The sequence below is a fragment of the Aquirufa echingensis genome, assembly GCF_042714525.1.
In the GTDB taxonomy this organism is placed as follows: domain Bacteria; phylum Bacteroidota; class Bacteroidia; order Cytophagales; family Spirosomataceae; genus Aquirufa; species Aquirufa echingensis.
The window spans coordinates 90,126-115,652 of record NZ_JBBKYA010000005.1; the positions used below are offsets into that span (position 1 = coordinate 90,126).

The 25,527-nt window shown below is 40.2% G+C and carries 26 protein-coding genes and 1 tRNA gene; 11 read left to right on the plus strand and 16 right to left on the minus strand.

Features of this window, described 5'->3' with window-relative positions; genetic code table 11:
- Nucleotides 1–128 precede the first annotated feature (128 nt).
- Nucleotides 129–1,874 (plus strand): purple acid phosphatase family protein, encoded by a 1,746-nt coding sequence (locus SKC38_RS10515; protein WP_377977100.1) that lies wholly within the window; start codon nucleotides 129–131, stop codon nucleotides 1,872–1,874.
- Here SKC38_RS10515 and SKC38_RS10520 read toward each other — a convergent pair.
- From SKC38_RS10520 to SKC38_RS10535, 4 genes are read right to left on the minus strand one after another with little or no spacing between them, the layout of a single operon-like run.
- The gene (locus tag SKC38_RS10520) at nucleotides 1,871–2,890 is read right to left on the minus strand and encodes a LacI family DNA-binding transcriptional regulator (RefSeq protein ID WP_377977101.1); all 1,020 of its coding nucleotides are present in this window, start codon (nucleotides 2,888–2,890) and stop codon (nucleotides 1,871–1,873) included. The genes SKC38_RS10515 and SKC38_RS10520 overlap by 4 nt on opposite strands.
- 43 nt (nucleotides 2,891–2,933) lie before the next feature.
- Entirely contained in the window at nucleotides 2,934–3,299 is a 366-nt protein-coding gene (folB, locus tag SKC38_RS10525; protein ID WP_377977102.1) for a dihydroneopterin aldolase, read from the minus strand.
- Between the two features lie 3 nt (nucleotides 3,300–3,302).
- Nucleotides 3,303–4,055 (minus strand): DivIVA domain-containing protein, encoded by a 753-nt coding sequence (locus SKC38_RS10530; RefSeq protein WP_377977103.1) that lies wholly within the window; start codon nucleotides 4,053–4,055, stop codon nucleotides 3,303–3,305.
- A gap of 24 nt (nucleotides 4,056–4,079) precedes the next feature.
- Complete coding sequence (locus SKC38_RS10535) at nucleotides 4,080–4,973, minus strand: WD40 repeat domain-containing protein (RefSeq protein WP_377977104.1); 894 nt, start codon at nucleotides 4,971–4,973, stop codon at nucleotides 4,080–4,082.
- Nucleotides 4,974–5,019: 46 nt separating this feature from the next.
- Between SKC38_RS10535 and SKC38_RS10540 the strand changes: the two genes are divergently transcribed.
- Nucleotides 5,020–5,628, plus strand: coding sequence for a 4'-phosphopantetheinyl transferase family protein (locus SKC38_RS10540; RefSeq protein ID WP_377977105.1), 609 nt, complete (start codon nucleotides 5,020–5,022; stop codon nucleotides 5,626–5,628).
- On the opposite strand, the gene SKC38_RS10545 is transcribed toward SKC38_RS10540, so the two are convergent.
- Nucleotides 5,625–6,518, minus strand: coding sequence for a transglutaminase-like domain-containing protein (locus SKC38_RS10545; RefSeq protein WP_377977106.1), 894 nt, complete (start codon nucleotides 6,516–6,518; stop codon nucleotides 5,625–5,627). The two genes, SKC38_RS10540 and SKC38_RS10545, sit on opposite strands and share 4 nt — an antisense overlap.
- 74 nt (nucleotides 6,519–6,592) lie before the next feature.
- On the opposite strand from SKC38_RS10545, the gene galE reads away from it, so the two are divergent.
- The 3 genes from galE to rfbA are packed head-to-tail and all read left to right on the plus strand — an operon-like array spanning nucleotide 6,593 to nucleotide 9,525.
- Nucleotides 6,593–7,603 (plus strand): UDP-glucose 4-epimerase GalE, encoded by a 1,011-nt coding sequence (galE, locus tag SKC38_RS10550; protein WP_377977107.1) that lies wholly within the window; start codon nucleotides 6,593–6,595, stop codon nucleotides 7,601–7,603.
- Between the two features lie 4 nt (nucleotides 7,604–7,607).
- The gene (gene rfbB / locus SKC38_RS10555; protein ID WP_377977108.1) at nucleotides 7,608–8,663 is read left to right on the plus strand and encodes a dTDP-glucose 4,6-dehydratase; all 1,056 of its coding nucleotides are present in this window, start codon (nucleotides 7,608–7,610) and stop codon (nucleotides 8,661–8,663) included.
- A gap of 1 nt (nucleotide 8,664) precedes the next feature.
- On the plus strand, nucleotides 8,665–9,525 hold the full coding sequence (gene rfbA / locus SKC38_RS10560) for a glucose-1-phosphate thymidylyltransferase RfbA (RefSeq protein ID WP_377977109.1): 861 nt from the start codon (nucleotides 8,665–8,667) through the stop codon (nucleotides 9,523–9,525).
- On the opposite strand, the gene SKC38_RS10565 is transcribed toward rfbA, so the two are convergent.
- The 5 genes from SKC38_RS10565 to SKC38_RS10585 are packed head-to-tail and all read right to left on the minus strand — an operon-like array spanning nucleotide 9,517 to nucleotide 13,294.
- Complete coding sequence (locus tag SKC38_RS10565; RefSeq protein ID WP_377977110.1) at nucleotides 9,517–10,686, minus strand: chromate transporter; 1,170 nt, start codon at nucleotides 10,684–10,686, stop codon at nucleotides 9,517–9,519. The two genes, rfbA and SKC38_RS10565, sit on opposite strands and share 9 nt — an antisense overlap.
- A gap of 1 nt (nucleotide 10,687) precedes the next feature.
- The gene (locus tag SKC38_RS10570) at nucleotides 10,688–11,656 is read right to left on the minus strand and encodes an isopenicillin N synthase family dioxygenase (protein ID WP_377977111.1); all 969 of its coding nucleotides are present in this window, start codon (nucleotides 11,654–11,656) and stop codon (nucleotides 10,688–10,690) included.
- A gap of 4 nt (nucleotides 11,657–11,660) precedes the next feature.
- Complete coding sequence (locus SKC38_RS10575; RefSeq protein ID WP_377977112.1) at nucleotides 11,661–12,332, minus strand: superoxide dismutase; 672 nt, start codon at nucleotides 12,330–12,332, stop codon at nucleotides 11,661–11,663.
- Nucleotides 12,333–12,346: 14 nt separating this feature from the next.
- Complete coding sequence (gene recR, locus SKC38_RS10580) at nucleotides 12,347–12,955, minus strand: recombination mediator RecR (RefSeq protein ID WP_377977113.1); 609 nt, start codon at nucleotides 12,953–12,955, stop codon at nucleotides 12,347–12,349.
- A 3-nt stretch (nucleotides 12,956–12,958) separates the two neighbouring features.
- Entirely contained in the window at nucleotides 12,959–13,294 is a 336-nt protein-coding gene (locus SKC38_RS10585; RefSeq protein WP_377977114.1) for an ATP-dependent Clp protease adaptor ClpS, read from the minus strand.
- A gap of 57 nt (nucleotides 13,295–13,351) precedes the next feature.
- Between SKC38_RS10585 and SKC38_RS10590 the strand changes: the two genes are divergently transcribed.
- The gene (locus tag SKC38_RS10590; protein WP_377977115.1) at nucleotides 13,352–14,794 is read left to right on the plus strand and encodes a sodium:solute symporter; all 1,443 of its coding nucleotides are present in this window, start codon (nucleotides 13,352–13,354) and stop codon (nucleotides 14,792–14,794) included.
- Here SKC38_RS10590 and SKC38_RS10595 read toward each other — a convergent pair.
- Nucleotides 14,784–15,992: an alginate export family protein gene (locus SKC38_RS10595; RefSeq protein ID WP_377977116.1), complete on the minus strand. Its 1,209-nt coding sequence runs from the start codon at nucleotides 15,990–15,992 to the stop codon at nucleotides 14,784–14,786. The two genes, SKC38_RS10590 and SKC38_RS10595, sit on opposite strands and share 11 nt — an antisense overlap.
- 432 nt (nucleotides 15,993–16,424) lie before the next feature.
- Here SKC38_RS10595 and SKC38_RS10600 point away from each other — a divergent pair, with 432 nt between their 5' ends.
- The 4 genes from SKC38_RS10600 (at nucleotide 16,425) to cysC (ending at nucleotide 20,074) form a co-directional block, all read left to right on the plus strand.
- On the plus strand, nucleotides 16,425–17,675 hold the full coding sequence (locus SKC38_RS10600; protein WP_377977117.1) for an arylsulfotransferase family protein: 1,251 nt from the start codon (nucleotides 16,425–16,427) through the stop codon (nucleotides 17,673–17,675).
- 164 nt (nucleotides 17,676–17,839) lie between these two features.
- Complete coding sequence (locus tag SKC38_RS10605) at nucleotides 17,840–18,199, plus strand: hypothetical protein (protein ID WP_377977118.1); 360 nt, start codon at nucleotides 17,840–17,842, stop codon at nucleotides 18,197–18,199.
- Complete coding sequence (locus SKC38_RS10610; protein ID WP_377977119.1) at nucleotides 18,189–19,250, plus strand: hypothetical protein; 1,062 nt, start codon at nucleotides 18,189–18,191, stop codon at nucleotides 19,248–19,250. Before SKC38_RS10605 ends, SKC38_RS10610 begins: the two co-directional genes overlap by 11 nt.
- Nucleotides 19,223–20,074 (plus strand): adenylyl-sulfate kinase, encoded by an 852-nt coding sequence (cysC, locus tag SKC38_RS10615; protein WP_377977120.1) that lies wholly within the window; start codon nucleotides 19,223–19,225, stop codon nucleotides 20,072–20,074. The genes SKC38_RS10610 and cysC overlap by 28 nt, the downstream gene beginning before the upstream one ends.
- A 123-nt stretch (nucleotides 20,075–20,197) precedes the next feature.
- Here the strand turns inward: cysC and SKC38_RS10620 are convergent, their stop codons facing one another.
- The 3 genes from SKC38_RS10620 to SKC38_RS10630 form a co-directional block, all read right to left on the minus strand.
- Nucleotides 20,198–20,827: a hypothetical protein gene (locus SKC38_RS10620; protein WP_377977121.1), complete on the minus strand. Its 630-nt coding sequence runs from the start codon at nucleotides 20,825–20,827 to the stop codon at nucleotides 20,198–20,200.
- Entirely contained in the window at nucleotides 20,808–21,737 is a 930-nt protein-coding gene (locus tag SKC38_RS10625) for a hypothetical protein (protein WP_377977122.1), read from the minus strand. Before SKC38_RS10625 ends, SKC38_RS10620 begins: the two co-directional genes overlap by 20 nt.
- A 250-nt stretch (nucleotides 21,738–21,987) precedes the next feature.
- Nucleotides 21,988–22,059: transfer RNA gene (locus SKC38_RS10630), tRNA-Glu, on the minus strand.
- A 127-nt stretch (nucleotides 22,060–22,186) separates the two neighbouring features.
- On the opposite strand from SKC38_RS10630, the gene glgB reads away from it, so the two are divergent.
- Nucleotides 22,187–24,085, plus strand: a complete 1,899-nt coding sequence (glgB, locus tag SKC38_RS10635; RefSeq protein ID WP_377977123.1) for a 1,4-alpha-glucan branching protein GlgB — start codon at nucleotides 22,187–22,189, stop codon at nucleotides 24,083–24,085.
- A 180-nt stretch (nucleotides 24,086–24,265) separates the two neighbouring features.
- Here glgB and SKC38_RS10640 read toward each other — a convergent pair whose 3' ends face one another.
- Both SKC38_RS10640 and pyrF read right to left on the minus strand, forming a co-directional pair.
- Nucleotides 24,266–24,673 carry a DUF2721 domain-containing protein gene (locus tag SKC38_RS10640; protein ID WP_377977124.1) on the minus strand — a complete coding sequence of 136 codons (408 nt, stop codon included), beginning with the start codon at nucleotides 24,671–24,673 and terminating at the stop codon, nucleotides 24,266–24,268.
- Nucleotide 24,674: 1 nt separating this feature from the next.
- A complete protein-coding gene (gene pyrF / locus SKC38_RS10645; RefSeq protein WP_377977125.1) occupies nucleotides 24,675–25,502 on the minus strand; it encodes an orotidine-5'-phosphate decarboxylase in 828 nt (275 codons plus the stop codon).
- Between the last annotated feature and the right edge of the window lie 25 nt (nucleotides 25,503–25,527).

Below are 25,527 nucleotides of genomic sequence, written 5' to 3' on the forward strand. Positions count from 1 at the left end.
TTTTTCAATAGTTACAAATATCCTTAATTCCGCCTATTTTTCCAAGAAAAAATTCAGTAAATCTGGAGAAAATAAATCATTTGTCGCTACCTATATTTACCTTTGAAAAACAATCAAATTCATCGACTTTGAAAAATACATTTCCCAACCTATTTCTTTGCATTTTCGTTGGCATTTTGAGCCTACTTTTTCAAGAAGTACAAGCGCAAAACATTACCCGGGGACCCTATTTACAAATGGTTTCCTCAAATTCCACCCGCATTCGATTTCGAACGGATGCAGAAACAAAGCCCAGCATTTTGGTAGGCAAATCCCCTACCGCACTTACGCGCACAATTAAACAATCCACCCAAACCAAAGAACACGAACTCATAATCGATTCGCTTACTAGCAATACCCGCTATTATTATAAGATTGTTACTGCTACCAAAAGTGTTGGCGATTCAACCTATTTCTTTCAAACAGCTCCGAACAAAGGCTCTAAAAACAAAATAAGTTTTTGGAGTACGGGGGATATGTATCCAGGCCAACAACAATTAGACGTTTATGAAGGATTTAAAAAGTTTATTGGGAATAAATACACAAACCTTTATATCACGGTAGGTGACAATGTTTACGCAGGCGCCTCTGACACTGATTTTCAGAACAATTTCTTCCAAGTATATCAAAATGGCCCTATTTTAAAACAAAGCGGCTTGTTCCCATCGACCGGAAATCATGATTACGACTTCACTTCTGTCAATCAAGATGACCCTTCCATTGCCTATTTTCAAAACTTTACACTTCCCAAAAATGGGGAATTAAATGGCGTAGCATCCAATCATGAAGCCTATTATTCATTTGACTACGGTAACGTGCATTTTATTTGCCTGGATACCCATGCCTGGGGCGAGGATAAACTAAGACTTTGGGATGGTCCATCTGCCCAGATGACTTGGTTAAAAAAGGATTTGGCAGCTAACCAACAAGATTGGACCGTTGTGTATTTTCACTACCCACCCTACACAAAAGGATCCTATGATTCAGATTCTAACACAGGCTTCAATCTTCCTTTATATAATCTGAGAAATCTTTTAGTACCCATTTTCGACGAATACCACGTTGACCTTGTCTTATCCGGCCATAGCCATATCTTCGAACGAAGTAAGCCCATGAAAGGCCATACAGGAACTTCTGATACATTCGACCCTTTAATTCATACCCCACAAACAAGCTCAGGAAAATACGATGGCAGCGAAAATTCCTGCCCATATTTATTCGATACTAATAAAGCCAGCCAGAACGGAACTTTATATGTGGTGAACGGTGTAGGCGGAGGAACCAAAGCTCCTCAACCCAGCGGCCCGCACAAAGCCATGTATTATTCAAATGCCTCAACGAATGGATCATTCTACGTAGAAATTGAAAATAATCGATTTGATGCCAAATTTTTAGATACGAATGGAGATGTGCTTGATAAATTCACCATTTTCAAAAACCTGAATCTAAAACCCAACACGAATTTAACCTTGGATTACGGAAAATCGGCTGACCTAGTCGCTTCCTGGATTGGGCAATACAATTGGTCAACAAATCAAACAAGTGCAGGAATTACAGTTAATCCCTTAATTAGTAGCGCATTCCAGGTAAGTGACCCACAAAAATGTTTTACCGAAAAATTCAATGTAACCGTAAATGCCCCATTAAGCATGCTTGAATCGCGCGAAATACCTTTTGACCAGCTCTCCATATACAACCTACGAGGGCAGCTAGTGAATGAAATAAATCGCGCAGGGATCGTCAATGCAGAACTAATGGACACCTTACCCAAAGGCGGATACATCCTTCGCTTGGTGTACAAGCAACAAGAAAAAGTGTTGAAAATCCTAAATTAAGATCTAACGGAAGATTCTCGAACCATCAATTGGGTCTTTAGTACTTCAATACGTGGCTCTTCGCCTTCCGTACGCCCTTCAATTTGATCGAGGAGTAATTTCATAGCCAACTTACCTATCTCCTCCAATGGCTGCGCTACGGAAGAAATCGTAGGCGATACGACCGAACAAATGGGTTCATTATTGAAACTCACAATTTTAACCTGTTCAGGCACAGCGATTTTCAATTCTCGCAATCCCACTAAAACCCCTAATGCCAAACGGTCTGATACCACCAAAATACCATCCGGTGGATTCGTGCTCTTCATCAATTGATGCGTCTGCGAAGTCGCGGTATCTTGAAAATAATCCGAATGTATAATCAAGGAATCATCTTCCTGAATTCCTGCTTCTGCTAATGCACGCAAATAACCGAGACGACGTTGATTGCTTACAGAGACGTTTTTAGGACCTGCCAAAAATGCAATACGCTTACATCCATTATCTAAAAGATGCTTAACGGCTTCGTAGGCCGACTGCTCATTATCCACCATCACTTTGGAAGCATGGATTTCATCGCTATCGCGATCGAAGAAAACCAAAGGAATTCCCCGACGTTGCAAACGCGTAATATGGTCTAAATTGACGGTTTCACGTGATAAGGAAATGATAATTCCCTCCACTTGACTTCGAGATAAGTTCTGAATATTGATTAATTCACGCTCAAACGATTCTTGCGTTTGGGTAATCAAAATACTATAACCGGCTTTAATCGCCTCTAATTCAATTGCTTTTACAACGGTAGAGAAAAAATAATAGCCTAAATCAGGCACAATTAATCCAATCGTTTTTGTCTTACTCTTAACTAAACTTGCTGCCAAAACATTGGGCTGATAATCCAATTCTGCCGCCAAATCCAACACCGCCTTTTTTGTATCCGGATGAATATCAGGCAAATCACGTAAGGCACGTGAAACAGTTGCAACCGATACATTCAACTGCTTGGCAATGTCTTTGATCGTAACCTGATGACGCATAGTTTATTAATTTACTCCGAATTTACACGCTTTTTTTGAGATTCTAATTTCCCATGGATTCTATTAACGAAACACTTGACTTTCCACCTAACATCCCCAACGGCGGTTGCTCCTTCCAAATTTGGATCTCATAGTGTGACATGCCGTTAAATGTCTTTTTAATTCGATCAGCAATGCGTTGCGCGACCGTTTCCAACAAATCTACCGGGTCTGCCATCACTTCCTGACAAATCGTATAGATTTGACCGTAATCAAAGGTTTGATCAAGCTTGTCAAACGTCAGGGATTTGGCCTCTTTAGAAACACTAACCGATAACACAAACCAATTCCCCAAGATTCGCTCCTCTGGAAATAAGCCATGGTATGCAAAAAAACGCACATCCTCCAATGCTACCCGATATTCTTGCATAGTCTAATTGATTTCTCCTACCTTACCTCGTGGACCACTTGTCTTCGCATAGGCTTCCAAAACCTTATTCAAAGTTGGCAAACCATCATCCTCTATCGTTGACGCATCCAAATGCTTCCCTTTCTTTACCGCCGGTTTCTTAACTGGCTTTGCTGGTGTAGTCGCAGGCTTTGCCTTTGAAACGCTTTTTTTCACAGGGCTAGCTTTTTTAACTACTAGCTTACTAGGCTCGGGTTTCACCTCCTCAGGCTTCGACCAGGCCTCTACACTCGACAAGGTTTGTCGGGCAAAATTCGCTAATTGTCCCGCAATTTCCGACTGTATACTTTCCAAACGCTTTAACTCCCGCGTTTGCACTTTTACTTCTTGTTCAACTTGACCGATTAATTGTTTACGCTCATTTTCAACTAATAATTTAGCCTTTTGCGCATCTTTTTCCGCTGAGGCCAATAAAGCGTCGGCTTGTTTTTTTGCACCTTCCAATACTTTCGAAGCTTCTTTTTCAACTTTTTCTTGCCAATTTTGTTGGGCTTCTTCTGCCAATTTCATCGCACGAAATAAGGAACTCTCCACTTCACGTAAGCGATTAACCTCTTGTTCTAAAGCTTGCACCTTTTCAGTCAAAATCGCTTGTTGGCGATTCATCTCCTCCTCAAAAAGCGCGACCGATTGTACATAATCGCTCACTTCTTGCACATCATAACCTCTAAAACTTTTCGAAAAAGAAACTTCTGGAATTCGCATATTAAAAAGCATTTAGGCTAAAATTATAAAAAATTGTTAATCGATTTTCCAAACCGAAATATTTTTATCGTCCGACCCGGAAACCAATAAGTCATTAAAACTCATCCATAGCAAGCGATTAATTGAGTTCTTGTGCCCACCATAGCGCGCAAAATCCAATACCTTCAATAACTTCAAACTTCCAGCCTCCCATATTTTAATGGTCTTATCCATACTTCCTGTCGCCAAATATTGCCCACTAGGACTTAAGACAACCGAATTGATGGAATAAATGTGCGCAGGAACTCCTTCTCCAATAACCTCCCCTTTCATGTCCCATTTTCGAATATGCGCATCACGCCCAACGCTGATTAAACTATCCTCATGTTGTATGATGGAAAATACACTGTTTGAATGCGCCAACCACGCATTTTCGAGCGAAAAATCCGGTTTAAAAACCCGTATATATCCATCACTCGACCCGATTGCCATGTTCCCTCCTGGGATTTTGCAAAAACAACGCACATTATCCTCACCGGATTTAATACGTTTTTTTACGGCTTGAGCCGCTTGATCAATCACCGTAATGAGACCATCTTGATGGCCGACCCAAACATTTCCATCCATTATTTCAATCGAATAAATCGCTAATTGCGGCAATTGAATCGAAAAAACACGTGTTTGATCGGAAACCAAGATTCCATGCACGCCTTCGAAATTTTGGCCAACCCACAAGATTCCGGAGTTTTCATCATAAGCCATCGCATAAATAGAACCACTGATTTGCGCGACAACTTTTCCTAGATCAGGCTTTTGTAAATTCCATTGAACCACCCAACCATCCGAACCTGCTGAGAAAAACAAATGCGATTCAGGGCCTTTTGAGAGCGCATAAACGGCACCACGATGCCCAGCAAATGTATCAATCCGGTCTATTTTCAATGTTGACATAAATTATAATTACAAAATTGGTAATTTTACCAGCAATTCAACCCTTATGCCCGAAATTTCATCACAGCTTTCGAACCCTAGCCATGACACCTATGTCAAACTTTGGAAAATTGAAGAAGCTGCCGATTTCTTTCAAAAATTCCCTGCATCTTGGGCAATGCCCTCAATTAACGTAGCACAGAAAAGCCTCGAATCGCTCGCTGCGCGTTATTGCCTGTGGGAATTAATGAAATCGTTGGATTTAGCAACCTTAGTATTAAATCAGGATTACAGACAACGACCATTTTTAAACCATCCCATTTGGCATATTTCGATCAGTCACTCCTACCCTTACGCTGCAGCATGTATCAGTAAAAAGCCGTTTACAGGTATTGATCTCGAAAAAAATGATCGGAATGTGCAAAAAATAGCCCCTCGCTTTCTGAATCCTACGGAATTGGAGCTGTTAAAAGAAGATGCGCTGAAGCTTACATTGGCGTGGTCGGCAAAAGAATCCATTTATAAAGCTTGGAAACAGCCAGGCTTATCCTTCCAAAAAGCCATCGGATTACAATTTAACAGCGATCTATTGAGCGCGCAGGTAAACCAAGAAGATTCGTTTAAGGTCGCTTATGAACTCTTTGATGATTTCGTAATCACCTTGGTCAATCACTAATCCAAGGAATCAATCATATCCGTCAGCTCATCTTTATGCGAATCATCTCCCGCTTTTTCATAAGCCATGATGAGGTTTCGCAGGACCCGACGAATAATTTCCAAATTTGTGCAAGGTTGAAAATACACATCGTTTGGCGTTAAATTTAATTGAGCCAAATAATTATCGATATCAACCTTATTAAAAATCAAACCCTTGTTGAAGACATTGATGTAACATTGCACTTCATCCTTCTTATAGGTCAAAACAAATAAATTAGGCAAATTAACTCCATATACAGGAAGTCCTAATTTTTGAGCAATCCACATGTAAATTACACAAAGACTGATCGGATTACCCTTTTTCGTTTCCAAAACGACATTTAAAAAGGAATTATTGGCAGCATGAAAATTCTTCGTATTTGCCCCAAATTTCAATTGGTCAAACAACACGCCATTAATCACCTTCAATTGATCCATCGGATGCAAATTCTCGCGAATCTGAGGCCAAACCTCGAAATACAATTGATCCATATCCGCTTTCAATTGCGCAAATGAATATTCCGGAAAACGGTAGGTAGCGACAATCCACATGCCTTCCAATAAATCCATACCCCCACTCTCCTTCCACTGCAACAATCGCTGTTTCGTGGAATCGAGTTGGAAATCATGAATCATATTCTCCAACTTACTCTGAACCAAAGGATTAAGACTCAAATTCTCCCATTCATTTTCTAAAATCGGAATGATTTGAGGGCCCAAAGAACGCATTTTGGCTTCAACCATATCAACGACCTCCTGATCGGAATCGTCTAGTAATTGAATCATAGCTTTGATTGCGGGTTCTTCCATGGATACATTTTGATGCACAAAAATAGCTAATTTATTGCGTGTGTCAAATGCTCTAAACATTATTCCCATATTCCCTTTTTTAAGCTGAAAAATGGGACTAAATTTGTGGTTGCATCAATGCGAAAAGGCTTATCATGAATATTTTAATAACGGGAGGAGCAGGTTTTATTGGGTCACATACCTATGTTGCCCTCAAAGAACATGGCTTTAGACCGATTATTGTCGATAATTTTTCGAATTCATCTGATTCAGTCATTCGCCAACTGGCCGAAATATGCCAAGAACCGGTAGAATTTGTTCAAGGGGATATCAACCTTCATGCGACCTTAGACACGGTTTTCACTCATTATAACATTGAGGGAGTCATTCATTTCGCTGCAGCGAAGGCAGTAGGAGAATCTGTTGAAAATCCCTTGAAATACTACCGCAATAATGTTGGGGCTACTATCTTGTTATTAGAAAAGATGCAGGAATATGGTGTCAAAAACTTAGTTTTCTCTTCTTCTTGCACGGTTTACGGCCAACCTGAAACACTACCGGTGACAGAAAACTCGCCGGTTATGAAGGCTTTATCGCCCTATGGAAATACCAAACAAATTTGCGAGGAAATCATTGAAGAAAGCACGCGAGCAAGCCAGCAATTGAAGTCGATCTCTTTACGCTATTTCAACCCCATTGGGGCACATAAAAGCGCTAAAATCGGAGAATTACCGCTAGGACCACCCGCAAATTTAATCCCATATTTAACCCAATCGGTCGCAGGATTACGCGGACCCTTGCAAATTTGGGGAACAGATTATCCTACACCTGATGGAACTGCCATTCGCGATTATATTCATGTATGCGATTTGGCAGATGCTCATGTCAAAGCTTTGGCATACTTAATCAAGCAAAATCAAACACCATTCTACGACTACTTCAACATCGGTTCCGGAGAAGGCAGTTCTGTTTTGCAAGTCATTCAAGCCTTTGAAAAGGCCACAGGTAAAAAAGTCAATTATGAAATCTGCGAAAGACGAGCTGGCGACATAACGTCCGTTTATGCTTCCACGGATAAATCAAATAAAATATTAGATTGGAAAGCCAAAAGAAGCCTAGAAGAGTCATTAAAAGACGCTTGGGCATGGCAAGAAGCAATTTTATAAGTATATGAAAAAACTCGTTATTACCGGCGGTGCTGGATTTATTGGTTCACATGTTGTTCGATTATTCGTCAACAAATACCCTGAATACCAAATTTACAACTTAGATGCATTGACCTATGCGGGTAATTTGGCCAACAATGAAGATGTTGCGGATAAGCCCAATTATCATTTCATCAAAGCCGATATCACCGATGCGGAACATATAGATGCATTATTTGCAGAACATCAATTCGATGGCGTTTTGCATTTAGCTGCCGAATCACACGTAGATCGCTCGATTTCAGATCCTTTGGCATTTGTAAAAACGAATGTTATCGGAACGGTCAACTTATTACAAGCTGCCAAAAAGCATTGGGCTGGGAAATTTGAAGGTAAAAAATTCTACCACATCTCTACAGATGAGGTATATGGAGAATTGCACAATCCGGAAGAGTTCTTCTTAGAAACGACTCCTTATGATCCAAGATCACCTTATTCAGCTTCTAAAGCTTCTTCAGATCACTTTGTACGTGCTTTTCATGAGACATATGGTTTGCCTACGGTGATCACAAATTGCTCAAACAATTACGGGCCAAATCACTTTCCTGAAAAATTAATTCCCTTGATGATTCACAACATCATCAACAATAAACCACTTCCGGTCTACGGAAAAGGCGAAAATGTGCGGGATTGGTTATACGTCATCGACCATGCTCGTGCGATTGATACCGTTTTCCACGATGGGAAAATCGGCGAGACCTACAACATCGGTGGTTTCAACGAATGGAAAAACATCGACTTGGTACACTTATTGTGCAAGATTATGGATGAAAAATTAGGCCGCGCAGCTGGTACATCCGTTCAATTAATTACTTATGTAACGGATCGTGCAGGACACGATTTGCGCTATGCAATCGATGCCAATAAAATCATGAAAGAATTGGGCTGGAAACCAAGCCTTCAATTTGCCGAGGGACTAGAGAAGACAGTCGACTGGTATTTATCAAATGAAAAGTGGCTAAATGATGTCACATCAGGCGATTACCAGAAATATTATACAAACATGTATCAAGGAAGATAAGATGAAAGGAATCATTTTAGCCGGAGGATCTGGCACCCGTTTACACCCATTAACACTCGCTGTAAGCAAGCAATTAATGCCTGTTTATGACAAACCGATGATCTATTATCCCCTATCCATCTTGATGCTATCTGGGATACGTGAGATCTTGATTATCTCAACCCCACATGACCTCCCCCATTTCGAGAAATTGTTAGGCGATGGTTCAAGCATTGGATGTAAATTCGAATATGCCGTTCAACCGGAACCGAATGGTTTGGCACAAGCATTTGTCATTGGAGAAAAGTTCATTGGAAAAGAAAAAGTGGCTTTGGTCTTAGGAGATAACATCTTCTATGGTTCTGGACTGAGTAAATTGTTGCAGGCCAACAATGATCCTGACGGTGGTGTGGTTTATGCCTATTCGGTTAATGACCCTGAACGCTATGGTGTTGTGGAATTTGATGACAACAATAAAGTGATTTCGATCGAAGAGAAACCTGAAAATCCGAAATCCAATTATGCGGTTCCAGGACTTTATTTCTACGACAATGATGTAGTTGAAATTGCCAAAAATATCGCTCCTTCTCCTCGTGGTGAATACGAAATCACGGATGTCAACAAAGAATATTTGAAACGCGGAAAATTATCTGTAGGTATCCTAAACCGTGGAACAGCTTGGCTGGATACGGGCACATTTGCCTCTTTGATGCAAGCGGGCCAATTCGTTCAGGTAATCGAGGAGCGTCAAGGTATGAAAATTGGCTGTATAGAGGAAGTTGCCTATCGCATGGGCTATATCAATGCTGAACAATTAGAAACTATCGCGAAGCCTTTGGTTAAAAGCGGATACGGACAATACTTATTAAATCTTTTACGCTAAGAGGTAGCCGGCCAATAATGCGGCTGAAAACAAGGCAATAGCTGGGAATTTCCCCGATTGCGCTAATAGAAAAGAACCCAATACAACGGCGATGGCAACCCCATCGCCGTTGACGATTAAAGGCGACATAAAGGTATAAACAGCAACGATCGTCAACCCAACCGACGAGGCCTGAATACCCGCCAAAGAAGCCCGAATAAAGCGATACTGCTTCAGTTGGCCCCAAATCCGATACACAAAAAAGATCAAGAACGTTCCGGGTAAAAACACACCCAGTGCACCAATCGCACTACCCGTCAACTCGCCTAAAAATCCATAATCACGCATCAACAATACGCCTAAATAAGAGGTCAAGGCGAATACTGGTCCTGGAAGGGATTGTGAAAGTGCCATCCCAGTCAAAAAATCATCCGAGCGAATCAAGCCTTTAAATTCAACAAACTCGGTATAGAGCACTGGAGCCAAAACTTGTCCTCCCCCAAAAACGATACTTCCATTCCGGTAGAAATTTTCGAACATGCGAATTGGATAATAATCCGTCACATGCCCCAAAATGGCTAATCCAAATAAGAATCCCCAATACAAATTGAAATTAGCCCAGGGAATAATCATCTTGTGTTTATTCTGTCGGGGAAATTCCTTAAAATTCAGCGAAGAGATTCCTCCGCCCAAGACTAGAACAAGCGGAAAGATATAAGGACTTTGAAATGCAATCCCCAGAGCTAAGGTTAATAAGAATATAAAGACGTACATCGGGCTTCGAATCACCTTCTGAGCCATCATCCAGCCCGCTTGCAAGATCAGACCAATTCCAACAGGCAAAACAAATTGGAGCACTGCTCGATTAGTCAAATAGGTCATCCCGTATGCCGCTGCCGTCATAATGAAAACGGCAGGCGTAATCCACACAATGAGGGTTAAATAAGCTAAACTTGCCCCACCCCGCTTTAATCCGATGGCCGTAATCATTTGCGTGGATGTGGGTCCGGGTAATACGGAACAGAGTGCCTGAATTTCAAACAATTCTTCTTCCGACAAATAAGCTTTTTGATGAACTAAACGTTTCAAAAAAAGGGCCCAGTGTACCTGTGGCCCTCCAAATGATGTTGCAGCCAAGATCAATACATCCCATAAAAAATTCAGATGCTTTGGCTGTTTCAATTTATTTTTTCTTTAATCCTAATTCGATTAATCGCTCATTCAAAAACTCGCCTGCCGACATATCCGTATATAATTTCGGATATTCTGTCGAAACACAAGAAGGCAAACAACTCAAATCCATTTCAGAGCGTGGATGCATGAAAAAGGGAATGGAATAACGCGATGTTCCCATTTTTTCACGTGGTGGATTGACCACGCGGTGAATCGTTGATTTTAGTTTGTGGTTGGTCAAGCGATCCAACATATCACCCACATTCACCACAACCTGATCTGGCAAGGCAGTAATCGGAATCCATTTTCCGTCCATACGCAAAACTTCCAATCCCTCAGCTGAGGCACCCATCAACAAGGTAATCAAGTTGATATCCCCATGCGCTGCCGCACGAACAGCACCTTCCGGCAAACTATCTGGATCCGCAATTGGGAAATAATGAATGGCACGTAAAATAGAGTTTCCATTTTTCACGCGGGACTCAAAATAATCCTCAGGTAATTCTAAATAAAGAGCAATTGCGGCTAATAAAGCCTTTCCTGCCGCTTCTAAGGTTTGAAATGCTTTAACTGTATTCATCCCAAATTCCGGATATTCGGCAGGAAACACATTCGCGGGATATTCATCCCAAACGGAATCTCCATCCGCTTTATGCGGTTGGCCCACATGGTAAAATTCCTTCAAATCAGGCACTTTGAAGCCTTTGGCAGTCTCTTTTCCTTTACCTACATAACCTCTTTGACCCGCAATACCTGGAATCTCATAGGCTTGTTTTAAAGCGTCTGGAGACTGAAAAAAGGTTTCAACTCCTTGGTATAAAGCTTTTGTAAAGTCATCAGATAAACCATGGCCTTTGATGGCAACAAAGCCAATCGTATTAAATGCAGCACCTAAATCTTGAACAAATTTTTGCTTGCGCACAGGGTCTCCCGACTGAAAATCAGCCAAATCCAAGGAAGGGATTTCGTCTAGTAACATATAATTATTTAATAAATTGTTGGGACACAAAATCCCAGTTAACAACATTCCAAAACGCATTGATGTAATCAGCACGTTTATTTTGATACTTTAAATAGTAAGCATGTTCCCAAACATCCAAAGCCAAAATAGGCTTCCCTTTCACCTCTGCGACATCCATTAACGGATTATCTTGGTTGGGAGTAGATGAAATAACCAATTTACCATCCTTCACGAGTAACCAAGCCCAACCCGAACCAAAACGCGACGTTGCCGCCTTGCCAAATTCTGCTTTTAAATTTTCTAATGAACCAAAGTCCTTTTGAATTTGGGCCAATAATTCTGCACTTGGTTGTTTTCCTGTTGCAGGAGCTAATAATTGCCAGAAAAAACTATGGTTCCAATGTCCACCCCCATTGTTGCGAACAGCTACAGGCTGTGTAGAAACGGTAGCTAAAAGCTCTTCCAATGATTTCGTAGAAGCACCTACAGCCTTGTTTAAATTATCCACATAAGCTTTATGATGGCGATCGTGGTGAATTTCCATCGTCAACTTATCAATATGCGGCTCCAAGGCATCAAAAGCATAAGGCAATGCTGGCAAGGTAAATGGAGCATTTTCCATTACCTGGCGAGAACGAAAACTTGATAAAAGCGCTCCGGCTCCCATCAATTGTAAAAATGTATTGCGTTTCATTTTGAATATTTTGGTTATTCGTAAATCACCCGACCTACGATACTCCTACCTAAAGTAATCTCATCTGTGTACTCTAAATCCCCTCCAATCGGGATACCGCGTGCAATGGTGGATATTTTAATCGAATATTCCGCCAATTTCTTCGTTAAATAAAAAGCTGTCGTATCCCCTTCCATCGTAGGACTCAAACCTAAAATCACTTCATCAAACTCGCCTGAAGCAATCCGTTGGATCAAGGAATCAATGTGTAGGTCACTTGGCGAAACACCTGCCAAAGGCGAAATAATGCCTCCCAGCACATGGTATAAGCCTGTGTATTGTCCCGTATTTTCAATGGCCATCACATCACGCAAATCCTCCACCACACATAAAATCTTCTCATCTCGCTTTGTACTGGCACAAATCCCACATAAATCCCCATCGGAAATCATGTGACATTTAGGACAAAACTTCGTTTCCGTACGCAACTGAACCAAGGCATGTGCTAATTGCAAGGATTGCGATTCTGGGCGTTTTAATAAATGTAAAGCTAAACGCAAAGCAGATTTCTTCCCGATACCCGGCAATTTGGAAATCTCTTCCACCGCCTGTTCTATAATCCGAGAAGGGTACGTATGCATCATAGGTTAAATATCAACAGATTCAATTTCAGCCGAAATACCTCTTCGGCATATTTCATTGCGCATGCTTAGCAAATCCTCATAAAGTCCCGACTTCACGCCACATTTACCCCGAAAATGGATCATTAAGGTACATTGCTCGGCTTGTTCGGCGGTATGTTCACACACCTCGATCAAGGTAATAATCACATATTCAAAGGAATTAACATCATCATTGTAGACCACTAATTGATGACCGAATGAGGTAGCCTCTTCCAATAAGACCTCAACATCCGTTTGTTCTTGCGCTTGTTCTGCAAAAGAAAAACCGTTCATCAAATCAATATCTTGGGAGAAATCCATATTTTTGAAAGAATTAATTCACCTCATACAAATCTACTAAAAATCCGTTAAACCTCTATGTCTGTACAATTAGCCGGTGGAATTCTAGCCATCTATTTTGGACTTCTACTCGTCATCTCATACATCACGTCGCGTGGAGCGGATACCAACGACTTTTTCACGGCAAATCGGCAATCTCCTTGGTGGCTCGTAGCCTTCGGGATGATTGGAACTTCTATTTCAGGTCTTACCTTTATTTCGGTGCCTGGCGCGGTGGGAAAAACATATTTCACCTATTACCAAGTCATATTAGGCCATTCCTTGGGCTATTTAACCATTGCATTGGTATTGATGCCGCTGTATTACCGGCTCAACCTCATTTCCATTTATGGTTATTTGGAGAAACGCTTTGGATTTTGGGCCTATAAAACCGGCTCTGCATTTTTCTTATTATCTCGCACCATTGGCTCGGCTGCGCGCTTGTATTTAGCGGTAAATGTACTTCAAATCGCCATTTTCGAGCCGATTGGCGTTCCATTTGTCTTAACTGTTTTTATATCCATTGCGCTTATTTGGTTGTATACACATCGCGGAGGCGTAAAAACGATTATTTGGACGGACACTTTGCAGACTTTGTTTTTGTTGGTGGCGCTATTCATTACGATTGTATTGGTAGGCCAACAAATGCACATGGGCATTGGAGAGATGATTCAAACCATCCAAAAAAGCCCTTATTCACACATGTTTGAATGGGATTGGAAGAACCCACATTTCTTTGGAAAAGACTTCTTGGCTGGAGTATTTATCGCTATTGTGATGACAGGCTTGGATCAGGATTTAATGCAAAAGAATTTAACCTGTAAATCCATTGGTGAGGCGCAGAAAAACATGTTCTGGTTCTACTGGGTACTCTTGTTTATCAATCTCCTATTCTTGGCTTTAGGTGCTTTATTGTACATCTATGCACAAGCAAATCAGATTGCGATTCCTACTAAAACTGACGAATTATATCCATTACTGGCCTTAGGAGGCAACTTTGGTACCTTAGCGGCCGTGACCTTTTTATTGGGCATCATTGCGGCATCCTATGCGAGTTCGGATTCAGCGTTAACGGCACTAACAACGTCATTTTGCATCGATTTCTTACGGATTGAGAAATTTCAAGAGGCCAAACGCGAAAAGATTAAACACCGCGTTCACATTGGATTTTCAATCTTATTTTTCATCGTGATTGGGCTATTCCATGTGTTTAATAATCAGGAATTGATCGGGGCAGTATTCAATTTGGCGGGCTATACCTATGGACCTTTGTTGGGCCTCTTTGCCTTTGGATTATTCACCAAAACAGCCATTAAAGATCGCTATGTTCCTTTTGTCTGTGTAGCATCCCCCATCATCACATTTGTACTGGAAACACAATCGCAGGCGTTGTTTGGCGGATTTGGCTTTGCCAAACTGATACTCAATGGAGCGATTTGCTATTTATTATTGTGGAGTATTCGCGAGAAGGCTAAAATTTAATCGCATTCCGAATTGCGAAATAAACGACATTCTTGCCGGGACCTGAATCTTTCAAATAGGTTCCGGCTTGACAAAATCCCAATTCAGCCTGAAAGAAATAATGTTTCGTAGGAACATAATTAACTTCCAGCGCATAGATGTCGCAAATACCTAATTTAGACGAAACTGCTTGAGCTTCCAAAGGCCGCAAAGGCGACATATTCGGGGTGAAAATTCCATCCGCTGTACTCGCACGCGTTACCAAAGATGCTCTTGCTGTGGCCAACCATTTTGTACCCGCTTGATAACGAAGATAGGGGCTTAAGTTCAAGGTATTCGTGATATTCAAAGCAACCGTTTGACCGAAGGGTGGTCGGGCGAATAAGGTATTAAATGTATTTAACTGTCCGTCCGTCGCCGACTCATCTCCGGGAACATAATTACCGCTAAAACCAATGAAGCTGTGTTTCAAAGCTTCTACATTAAAATCCCATACAAACATCCATGCGGAAATTTCGAGTGCATTAAACTGCCCCCATTGGTGAGCAATTTCCACGTCATAGTTCAACGAACGAAGTGGGGAATAAAACCGAATTCCGGCCGTATGACGCTGCTCTAATCCCTTTTTGAATACATATTCCCGCTGGGTACTTTCCAAAAAGAAATAATAGGCATCCATATTTAATTTCCGCTTTTTATCCGTTTTTACCGCATATATCCCGCCAAAATCTTCAGACATGAGCCCATCGTCAAATACACCAGGGTTCATTTTGACCGGTTTTACATAAAAAGCATATAATCGATAACCGGGATATTTCCCTTCCGCCGTTACACCTAAAAAACTTTGACGGGTATTAGGCCCCTCCTTCGTCGCCACAAAGCGCTCTTGGCCGAACATCATTTCTTGTCGGCCAGCCCGCAACAACCAATGCTTATTTACATTTGCCTCCAAAAACCATTGATGTACGGCCAATTGGTTTTCGTCCAATTGCGAAGTGATCGGATTGGGATTCAGCGATCTTGTTGTGTTATTCAATTGAACAAAAAGACGCAAGGCATTTCGATAATGTAAATCGCCATGCAGCATCATGCGGTGCATCCATTGATGCGGGCTGGCTTCTGTAAAGGAAGCGGGGAATTGCCCAAAATTGGCATTCGTATAATTCTGGTATTGTTCTCGCCACTCGCCGCCTACACTGAGATTTAGGTCTTTTGCCATAGGCATAAACTTCAATCGTTCGTCCCAAGACTTGGCGGAGCTATCTGTTTTTAAATAGGAGAAATCATCTTCAAAGCGAAGTCGGGCAATGTGCTGGGCATCAGCACAAAAAAATGTTAAAATAAAAAAGCTAAATAAAAGAATCCGACCGTACAAAATTCAAGAATTGAATGAATCACTAAAGGTACCGACAAAAGCCCTAAAATAAAAAAGAGCTTAAGTGGCTCTATCCTGCTTAATGAATATAAGTAACTGATAATCAGAATTATCATATAATATTCACCTAGAATAATCAGATATATTTGATAAATGCCGAATCATTAAGCTCATGACCTATTTTGGTCCAAATTTCCAAAATGGTACAAGAGCCACACTTATCAGGATAGAAATTCAACATTATTAATCTAAATTGATGAAAACTCTGTGTTCTACTTGAAAAGATTATTATTACTCCTAATTTGGATACTATTTGTATCGAATTTCCTATTTGCGTGGGCAGTCTGGCATATTATGGCCGGTGGCCAACGAATCGAAAAAAGCACGGCTGATATAATCATTAAAATAGCCAAAGTTCCGAGCGTTTTTTTCCACGAATTAATTGTGTATACCGGCTTGGGGCCTTCACAATTGGCAATCCCCAATCAAATAGATCAATATCGGACCAAAAATATGTCTGGATATTTACTTATTTCAACGCTAAGCTCAGAAAACCAGTTGGCAGAGATTCAACTTTTGGATCTAGAAAAAAAGAAGGTTGTACAACGCTGGCAACCCAATTTTGATGACCTTGAGTTAAAAAATATCTCCAAGTTCAACCTTCGTATGACTCACCCACTTTTATTAAAAAAGGATTTGATCACCATTGCGGATGGAATTTTATATCGATTCGACAAAAACTCAATGGTAAAATGGAAAAATGATGGAAATTTTCATCACTCCATTGAATTAGATGCGGAGAATTCCATTTGGGTTTGCGGTACTATTAATCGAGCCGTGAATGGACATTCTATTCATTCAACTATTTGGGATGATGGAATTTTCAAACTAAATCCTGATAATGGCAAAACCATTTTCAAAAAGTCCATTTACGATATACTTATCGAAAACAATTACCAATACATCCTATTCAACACAGGCCCAAATACGCAGGACCTTATTCATGTCAATGATATTCAACCCGCTTTCAAAACGACTAAATATTGGCAAAAAGGCGATTTGTTGATTAGTATGCGAAACCGTAGTTCCGTGTTTTTATATCGGCCATCTACCAACAAAATTATTTGGTTCAAAACGGGTCCTTGGAATTTCCAACATGATTGTGATTTCTTGAATGATACGGAAATCGGCGTTTTTGGTAATGATGTGACAGATTTTAATGGCAAATCCTATTTAATACATGGGCACAACAATCAATATGTTTACAATTTCAAGTCGGGCAAGGTAAGCACACCTTATACCCAAATGTTTAAGTACGGAAAGATCAAAACATTGACAGAAGGCCGCTCTCGCATTTTACCTGATGGGCAGCTATTTGTCGAGGAAACCAATTTTGGTCGCATCCTCTTTGGAGATTCCAAGGGGGTCAAAGGAACTTATGTAAATCGTATAAATGATGATTACATAGGGATGTTAGGCTGGAGCCGTTATTACACAAAGGAAGAATATAAACTCTCAACTCAATAATAATGTCAATTTACTTGTATATAGGTCCGGGAATGGGCGGAGGGCTTTTTGCTGCCGTATTGGGAATTATTATTTCGCTGATCATGTCCTTGTTTGCTATCCTTTGGTATCCCTTTAAGAAGCTTTATCGAAAATTCAGAAAAAAAGAAGAGGAGGTATAACACATGATTTATTGTATCGCTGGCTTGATTGGATTTGTGTCGAGCATAATCTTCTTGCGGCTAGATTTTATGCCCAAATTGAAAACTATTTTGCATTTGAATCATGCTATGCTCACCTTAATTCAATCGGACAGTTCAGATGATATCAAACAGCAAGGGATACTCATGCATTCTCGGAATCTCTTCAAGACTTCCATTATCCTATTTATTATCACCTTCGTGACTTTGGTGCCATTCGGGTTCTTTGGTTGGATCTTTTGGAATGAAATTCAATTGATGAATATTATGCTGCTTTCGAGCGTTATTAATCTTATTGGATTTCTCGTTGGGCTACTCCTTTTTCATCACAAATATGAAAAATAATTACTCGCTTTTTGAGCAGTACTTGCACCGGCTCAGCGTGGGAAATCCCATGTTTAACGAGATAAGCTTTGACTTAGAAAAAAGCCTATTTCTAGCCAAATCTTCTTCCATTAACCCTCGGACCATTTTCATATCGGGATTAGCTCGTTCAGGCACAACTGCTTTACTCAATCATTTAGTCAATTTGAGAATAGGACATTCCCTGTCCTATCAATATCTCCCCTTTCTTTTTATGCCCAATGTAGCAACGAATATGCGAGGAAATAAAAAGGTATCAGAACCCCAAGAGCGCGCCCACGGAGATAATATTTTAATCAATGAAGAAAGCCCGGAGGCGATTGATGAAATTTTCTGGAAAAATCAAATAGGTGAAAAATACATACTTGATAAGCAAATGGCCCTACATGAGCCAAGCAAATCCGACCTGAGGGAATACAAAAACTTCATTCAACTGCATTTATTTAAGGCGAAGCAAAGCACCTATTTGACCAAGAACAACAATACAATTCTGCGCCTGCATGGGTTCATGAACCAAACTATCTTGGATACGCATTTTCTATTTGCCATCCGTGAGCCTTTTGCGCATGCCTCTTCCTTATTGAAACAACATGTCCGATTTCTAGACATGCATCAAAAAGATGCATTTAGTCGGACCTATTTTGACAGCTTAGGACATCATGAATTTGGTATGCATCTCAAATCATTCGATTTAAAAGATGAGGCCTTAAATACCGAATTAAACTGCCTAAACCCATTGCACTTGGAGTATTGGTTGGTCACATGGCTGAACTACTACCAATATTTAATGGCCCACTTCTCCCCCGATTGGATTTTGGTCGATTTCAACGATCTCTGTGGGCGACCCAATGAAGTCATGACACAAATAGCCAAAATGTGGGACTTTGAAGTCCAACCAGTGAATATATCGGCCTATCAAGCCCCGATTTATCAGAGCAACGAAGAAGTTTTTTCTGAGAGTTTATTGATCAGATGCCAACAACTTTATCAAAAACTAAAATCCTTATGTTTAGCAATCCCTTCGAAAGAATAAAGAATAAGGTCAACTACGCGGTATTTAAGACGATTAGCTATCGGGTCATCTCGTCTACATTGACATTTATTTTCGTCTATATAAACACAGGGCAAATGGCTATGGGCTTTACCTTGAGCCTTTTTGAATTCTTCTTTAAACCATTTTTGTATTTCTTTCATGAAATTATCTGGATCAATGTGGAAGCAGGTATCCGACGAAAAACGAAGAGCCAGGTAATTCATCACCTGAATGAGGAAATGATGCCAATTAGCAAGGAAGAAAAAGAGCGAGCATTTAATCAGAAAGGCATCAATATTTGGTTTAGTGGGCTTTCGGGATCGGGAAAGTCGACACTTTCTAAAATGTTAGAGAAACATCTATTCGACATGGGATACAAAACTGTGCTCTTGGATGGAGATAATACTCGAATGCATTTAAACCGTGATTTAGGATTTTCACTCGAAGACCGCATGGAGAATATTCGTCGGATTGCTGAGCTAAGTAAATTACTCAATGACGCAGGATTAATTACCTTAACTTGTTTCATTTCGCCTACTGAGGAAATCCGTGATTTGGCAGAGTCAATCATTGGTCCATCAAACTTTTATTTAGTTTACACAAATAGCAGCGTGGAAACATGTATTCAACGAGATCCCAAAGGATTATACAAGAAAGCCATTGAAAATAAAATCCCTGATTTCACGGGAATAAGCAGTCCCTTTGAAGTACCAAAGAATTATTTCATTGAAATTTCAACGGAATTATTCGTAGAAGAATCTTTTGAGCGGCTGTTGGAGGCCATATTACCTGAAATTAAACCTGAAAAAAAATTTATTTCATAATCGGAATTACAGGCCAACTTTTGTCCCCAAAAAGTAAATTTCATGAAAATTAGGAATACATACAGTTTTAAGCCTAGAAAAATAAAGAAGGTTCCATTTTGCTTATAGTAAAAATAGATTCAATTAATACTTCACTCTTCCCTCACTAATTAATTCTGGCAGGTGATCCATATCATGCAAAATTGTCATATCTGAAAACTGAGGCAAAAACTTTAGTAAACTTAAGTAGATCTGATGTTGCTTAAATTTAGCTTGAAATTCAGATTTCAACTTTTCTTCATCTTGACATTTATAAAAATCCCAATTTGTACCATCGGAAAAAAAAGGTAACACAAACCAATGAAATATATTTTTTGAATTGGGCGAAGGCAACTTATACAAACCTTGCGTTAGGGCAATATTGTGTTTTATCTTATGAACAATCAATGTATCTAAATCACCAGAATACTCGATATGGTCAATTATTCCTTTTGAATTAACACGATAAGCAAATAACCCAAAATTGCTTTTACAACAAACACCTTCTGGTATTGGAACATTTTTGACTAAGTCGTTTTCTAGTAAAACGTAACAATGTACTTTATTTTCAGGGTCTTGCTTTCCTTTATAATAGAAAGGATCTGTTATGTTTTTCGACTTGAAAGCAGACAAAACTTCTTTATTAAAGGCATTAGTATTTTGACCAATCGAATCATAATTCGACAATAGATAATAAACTACTATTAGCAGTATTTTAATTACAGTACGTTCCATTTTTTCGATTTTTATAATTTTGTTCTATTTCATTCATTTTATTTCTAACATCTTGATTCATTTCAGCACTATCATTCTTATATAGATTAGTCTTTTTTAAACCTGCAAAGACCAAAGATTTTGCTGAAAAATCATTTAAATCAGTGAATTGACGCCTTAATGAATTCATGGTAATTTGTAAATATTGGCCCGCCATTTTTTCATGATCCAAACTTCCTTTTTCATTAAACAAATAAGTAAGCTGAGCATGAAGTAATTCATGATAAATTACAGAAACAATTACCTCTTTAGAATAATTAGGCAAGAAATTTGTATTTAGAGTAATAAAATATGTATCATTTTTAATGCGTGAAAATTGGCCTAAATCACGTGTTTCGTCATTATTTTCAGGCAAATTAGCTTCATTAAAAACAATCTTAATATTCGTTTTCTCACCAAAATTCTGTAACAACTGCGACATCTGATTCAAAATATCTGTATTGTGCAATACCATATCTAAGGTAGCTTTTAAACAAGGATTTTTAACGCCTTGAGTCGATACCATGGGAACAGGTCCCGATAATTGTGCCATCATCAAGTCGGCAGAAGTACCACCGCCACCCCCACTCACTACATCGGAAGGTTGAAGATCCACATAGCCAAAGTTCTGCATGCGTGCTGTGGGAATGAGAAAATAGGCTCCACCACCCAGCCTTGGCGAATAGCAGAAAACTTCTTCTAACATTTCAGCTTCCAGATTTTTCAAATGATTAGTATTTAACTGCCCAAAACCTTTCTTGTATTGAGTTGTATTGGAGAGCGATAAATCTTGATACATGTTTTCAATGTCTTTCGTTTGTACTGATTGATAACAAGCAGCTAATATCAAGCCGCACAAGACAAAGCAGGCAAATTTGCTTATCCACTTCATAATTCATTAGGGTTAGGTTATTCGAAATCAGACATTTACATCTAATTCGATGGCCTAAACCTAAAGACAAAAAATAACTTGAGCTATTCCAAAATCGAATATCAGAACGAGGTTTCACGAAAACACCTCAGAAGCGAAGAAAAGGCAGAAAAGAAAGAATTAATGCAATAAAATTATCAGTTTACTGATAAAATGGAATGGCTTGAAAACAAAAAAACCACTCGCCTGAGTGGTTTTTTGCCTACCGAAGTAGTCCGTACGGGAATCGAACCCGTGTTTCATCCGTGAAAGGGACGTGTCCTAACCCCTAGACGAACGGACCATTATTTATTTTGGTGGCACAAAGGTAGGCTTTTCCCTTTTAAATCCAAACTCCTGATTCAAAAAAAGCTTATTTTTTTCTAATTTATTTTCGCTATTTTAGCCTTATCATTGAAACTGAACCCCTTATGGCAAATGTAAAACCTTATTCCCGGCTGTCTGATTTTGACGTGGCGCTTTTCCTAAATGGCAAACATACACGCCTTTACGAAAAATTAGGTGCATTCGAAATTGAACACGAAGGAGAAATCGGAACTTTTTTTGCCGTTTGGGCACCTAATGCAGAAGCGGTTCATGTGATTGGTAATTTTAATTTTTGGGATAAATTTTCGCATCCCTTGATGAAACGCTGGGATGCATCCGGAATTTGGGAAGGATTTATTCCCGGAATCCGTAATGGCGAAACCTATAAATACGGCATCCAAGCCAAATCCGGCGAATATTTAGAAAAACTTGACCCTATGGGTCTCTTTTGCGAAACTCCTCCCAAAACCGCTAGCATCGTTTGGTCTACCTACAAAGAATGGAACGACGCGCCTTGGATGGAAAACCGCAAAGCCAAAAATGCCTTGGACGCTCCCATGTCCGTTTATGAGGTCCATTTAGGCTCTTGGCAAAAAACACTCGATGATCAATACCTGACCTACGACGATTTCGCCGATAAACTCGTATCCTATGTCAAAGAAATGAATTTCACCCACGTGGAATTCATGCCCGTCATGGAACATCCCTACGCACCGTCATGGGGGTATCAAATTACTGGATACTTTGCGCCATCATCGCGTTTTGGCGACCCACAAGGGTTCATGCGCCTCGTAGAACGCTTTCACCAAGAAGGCATTGGCGTTATCCTAGACTGGGTTCCCTCCCACTTTCCAGGTGATGCGCATGGCTTGAAAGATTTTGACGGTACGGCAATTTATGAGCATCCGGATCCGCGGAAGGGTTATCACCCCGACTGGAAATCCTATATTTTCGATTACGGCCGCACCGAAGTACGCAGCTTTTTACTTTCCAACGCCGCATTTTGGTTGGAGCGCTATCATGTCGACGGATTACGCGTAGATGCCGTGGCATCCATGCTTTACTTAGATTATTCGCGTAACGACGGCGAATGGATTCCAAATGAATTCGGCGGAAACCATAACTTGGATACGATATCTTTCTTACAGGATCTCAACGTACACATGTATGGCGAATTCCCTGATATTCAAATCATTGCAGAAGAATCCACATCCTTTAATGGGGTCACCAAACCGGTCTTCATGGGCGGTTTAGGCTTTGGCCAAAAATGGATGATGGGCTGGATGAACGATACGCTTCGTTTCTTCCAAAAAGATCCGATTTACCGCCAACATCACCTTAATGAGTTGACCTTCTCCCTGATTTATGCTTTTACGGAGAATTTCTGCTTGCCGCTTTCACATGACGAAGTGGTGTATGGTAAAAATTCCTTGCTTAATAAAATGCCAGGGGATGATTGGCAGCAATTTGCGAATCTCCGACTACTATTTGCAGAGCAATTCACACATCCAGGAACGAAATTAATCTTCCAAGGAGGTGAATTTGGCCAAAGAGAAGAATGGAACCACAGTGTGAGCTTAGATTGGCATTTGACCGAATATGCGCCACACAAAGGGATTCAGGCGACCATGAAGGCGCTTAATAAACTATATCGCGAAGAACCTGCCTTATACAAAAAGCAGTTTTCACACGAAACCTTTGAATGGCTAGAATCCAATGACCAAGGAAATTCCGTGGTTAGTTTCTTGCGTAAGGGCGAAACGAACAAAGAAACCTTGATCGTTATCTTGAATTTAACACCAGCACCACGCGAAGATTACCGCATTGGGGTTCCTTTACCAGGGGTTTGGAAGGTATTGTTTAATTCCGATAAAGGTGAATTTGGAGGCTCCGACTACCCTACCAAAGGCGCAGTTATGACGGAAGAGTATGGCTGGCATGGCAAGGCATTCTCGATTTCGATCAGCCTCCCTCCTCTTTCTTGTTTGATCTTAAAGGCTTAATACAAAAGGGCGGAAACAATAAAGACTCAGAAAAATTCCGAGCCTTTATTCAATCCGCCTAAGTAGTATTTTTATAAATAAGCCCGTTCAGAGGCTATTTAAATCAAAATTGTACACAAAAATACTACTATATTTCAATTATTGAAATTTGTCGGCTGAAAATTTATACTATTCAAATAATTAATGTTTTTTCGCCAAGATATCTTCCATATCGGAGAGTTCTACTTCCAAAGCTTTGGTCGAAATCGTAATTTCCCAAGCGCTCAACATTAATGCAACGCTCATACCTAGCAAAGCAATTCCGAAAAACCAGCGCGCAACCAATTGCATCTCAAAGAAGATGAAAAACATACATATAACACTCAGAATCAAGCTGACGATCGCGATGATCTGCATGTTTTGAATCAACTTCATGCGTAAACGCAAGTTTTCGATTTGTTTCAAAATCGAATCGTCGGGGTTTTGTTGGAACTTCTCATGCAGCCCACGAATCAGTGAAGCCATGGACATGAAACGATTTGTGAAAGCAATCATCAACAAAGAAACCGTTGAGAATAATAATGCGGGAGTACCTATGCCTAATTCCATCTTATTTGATATAATATTCGTCTAAATACATCGACATTTCTTCTTGAATCTTCTTCGCCTCGCGTTTCGCATCAATCGCTGGATTGTCCCCTGCATAGATGATTCCACGGGATGAATTCACCAAAAGACCCACGCGGGAATTCATGGCGTATTTAGCTACATCTTCTAAACTACCTCCTTGCGCGCCTACACCAGGAACCAAGAAGAAATTATCAGGAGCAATTTCACGCACCTTTTGCAAGAAATCAGAGCGCGTAGCGCCGATTACGAACATCATTTCCTCCGGAGAACCCCAACTCTGCGCTAAGCGCATCACGCGCTCATACAAAGGAATGTAATCTTCCGACTTCGTCATTTGGAAATCATGACCACCTGGATTTGAAGTTAAGGCTAATAGAATGACCCATTTATCTTCAAAACGCAGAAAAGGTTCTACGGAATCATGTCCCATATATGGCGCAACTGTCACTGAATCAAAATTAAATCCAGCACAATTAGGGTCAAAAAAGGTTTGTGCATATTTATAAGCCGTATTCCCAATGTCCCCGCGTTTCGCATCGGCGATGGTAAATACATCCTTTGGCATGTATTCCATCGTCTTTTGTAAACTCTCCCAACCTTTAGGACCAAAGGCTTCGTAAAAGGCGATATTAGGCTTGTAAGCTACCGCGTAATCAGCTGTCGCATCAATCACCGCTTTATTAAATGCAAAAACGGGATCTACCTCTTTTTGAAATGCCGCAGGAATTAAAACGGGATCCGTATCCAAGCCCACGCATAGAAATGAGCGCTTATTTTCTATATGCTTAACTAATTCGGTTGAATTCATGGTGATTTAGGAAAAGGCATTGTAT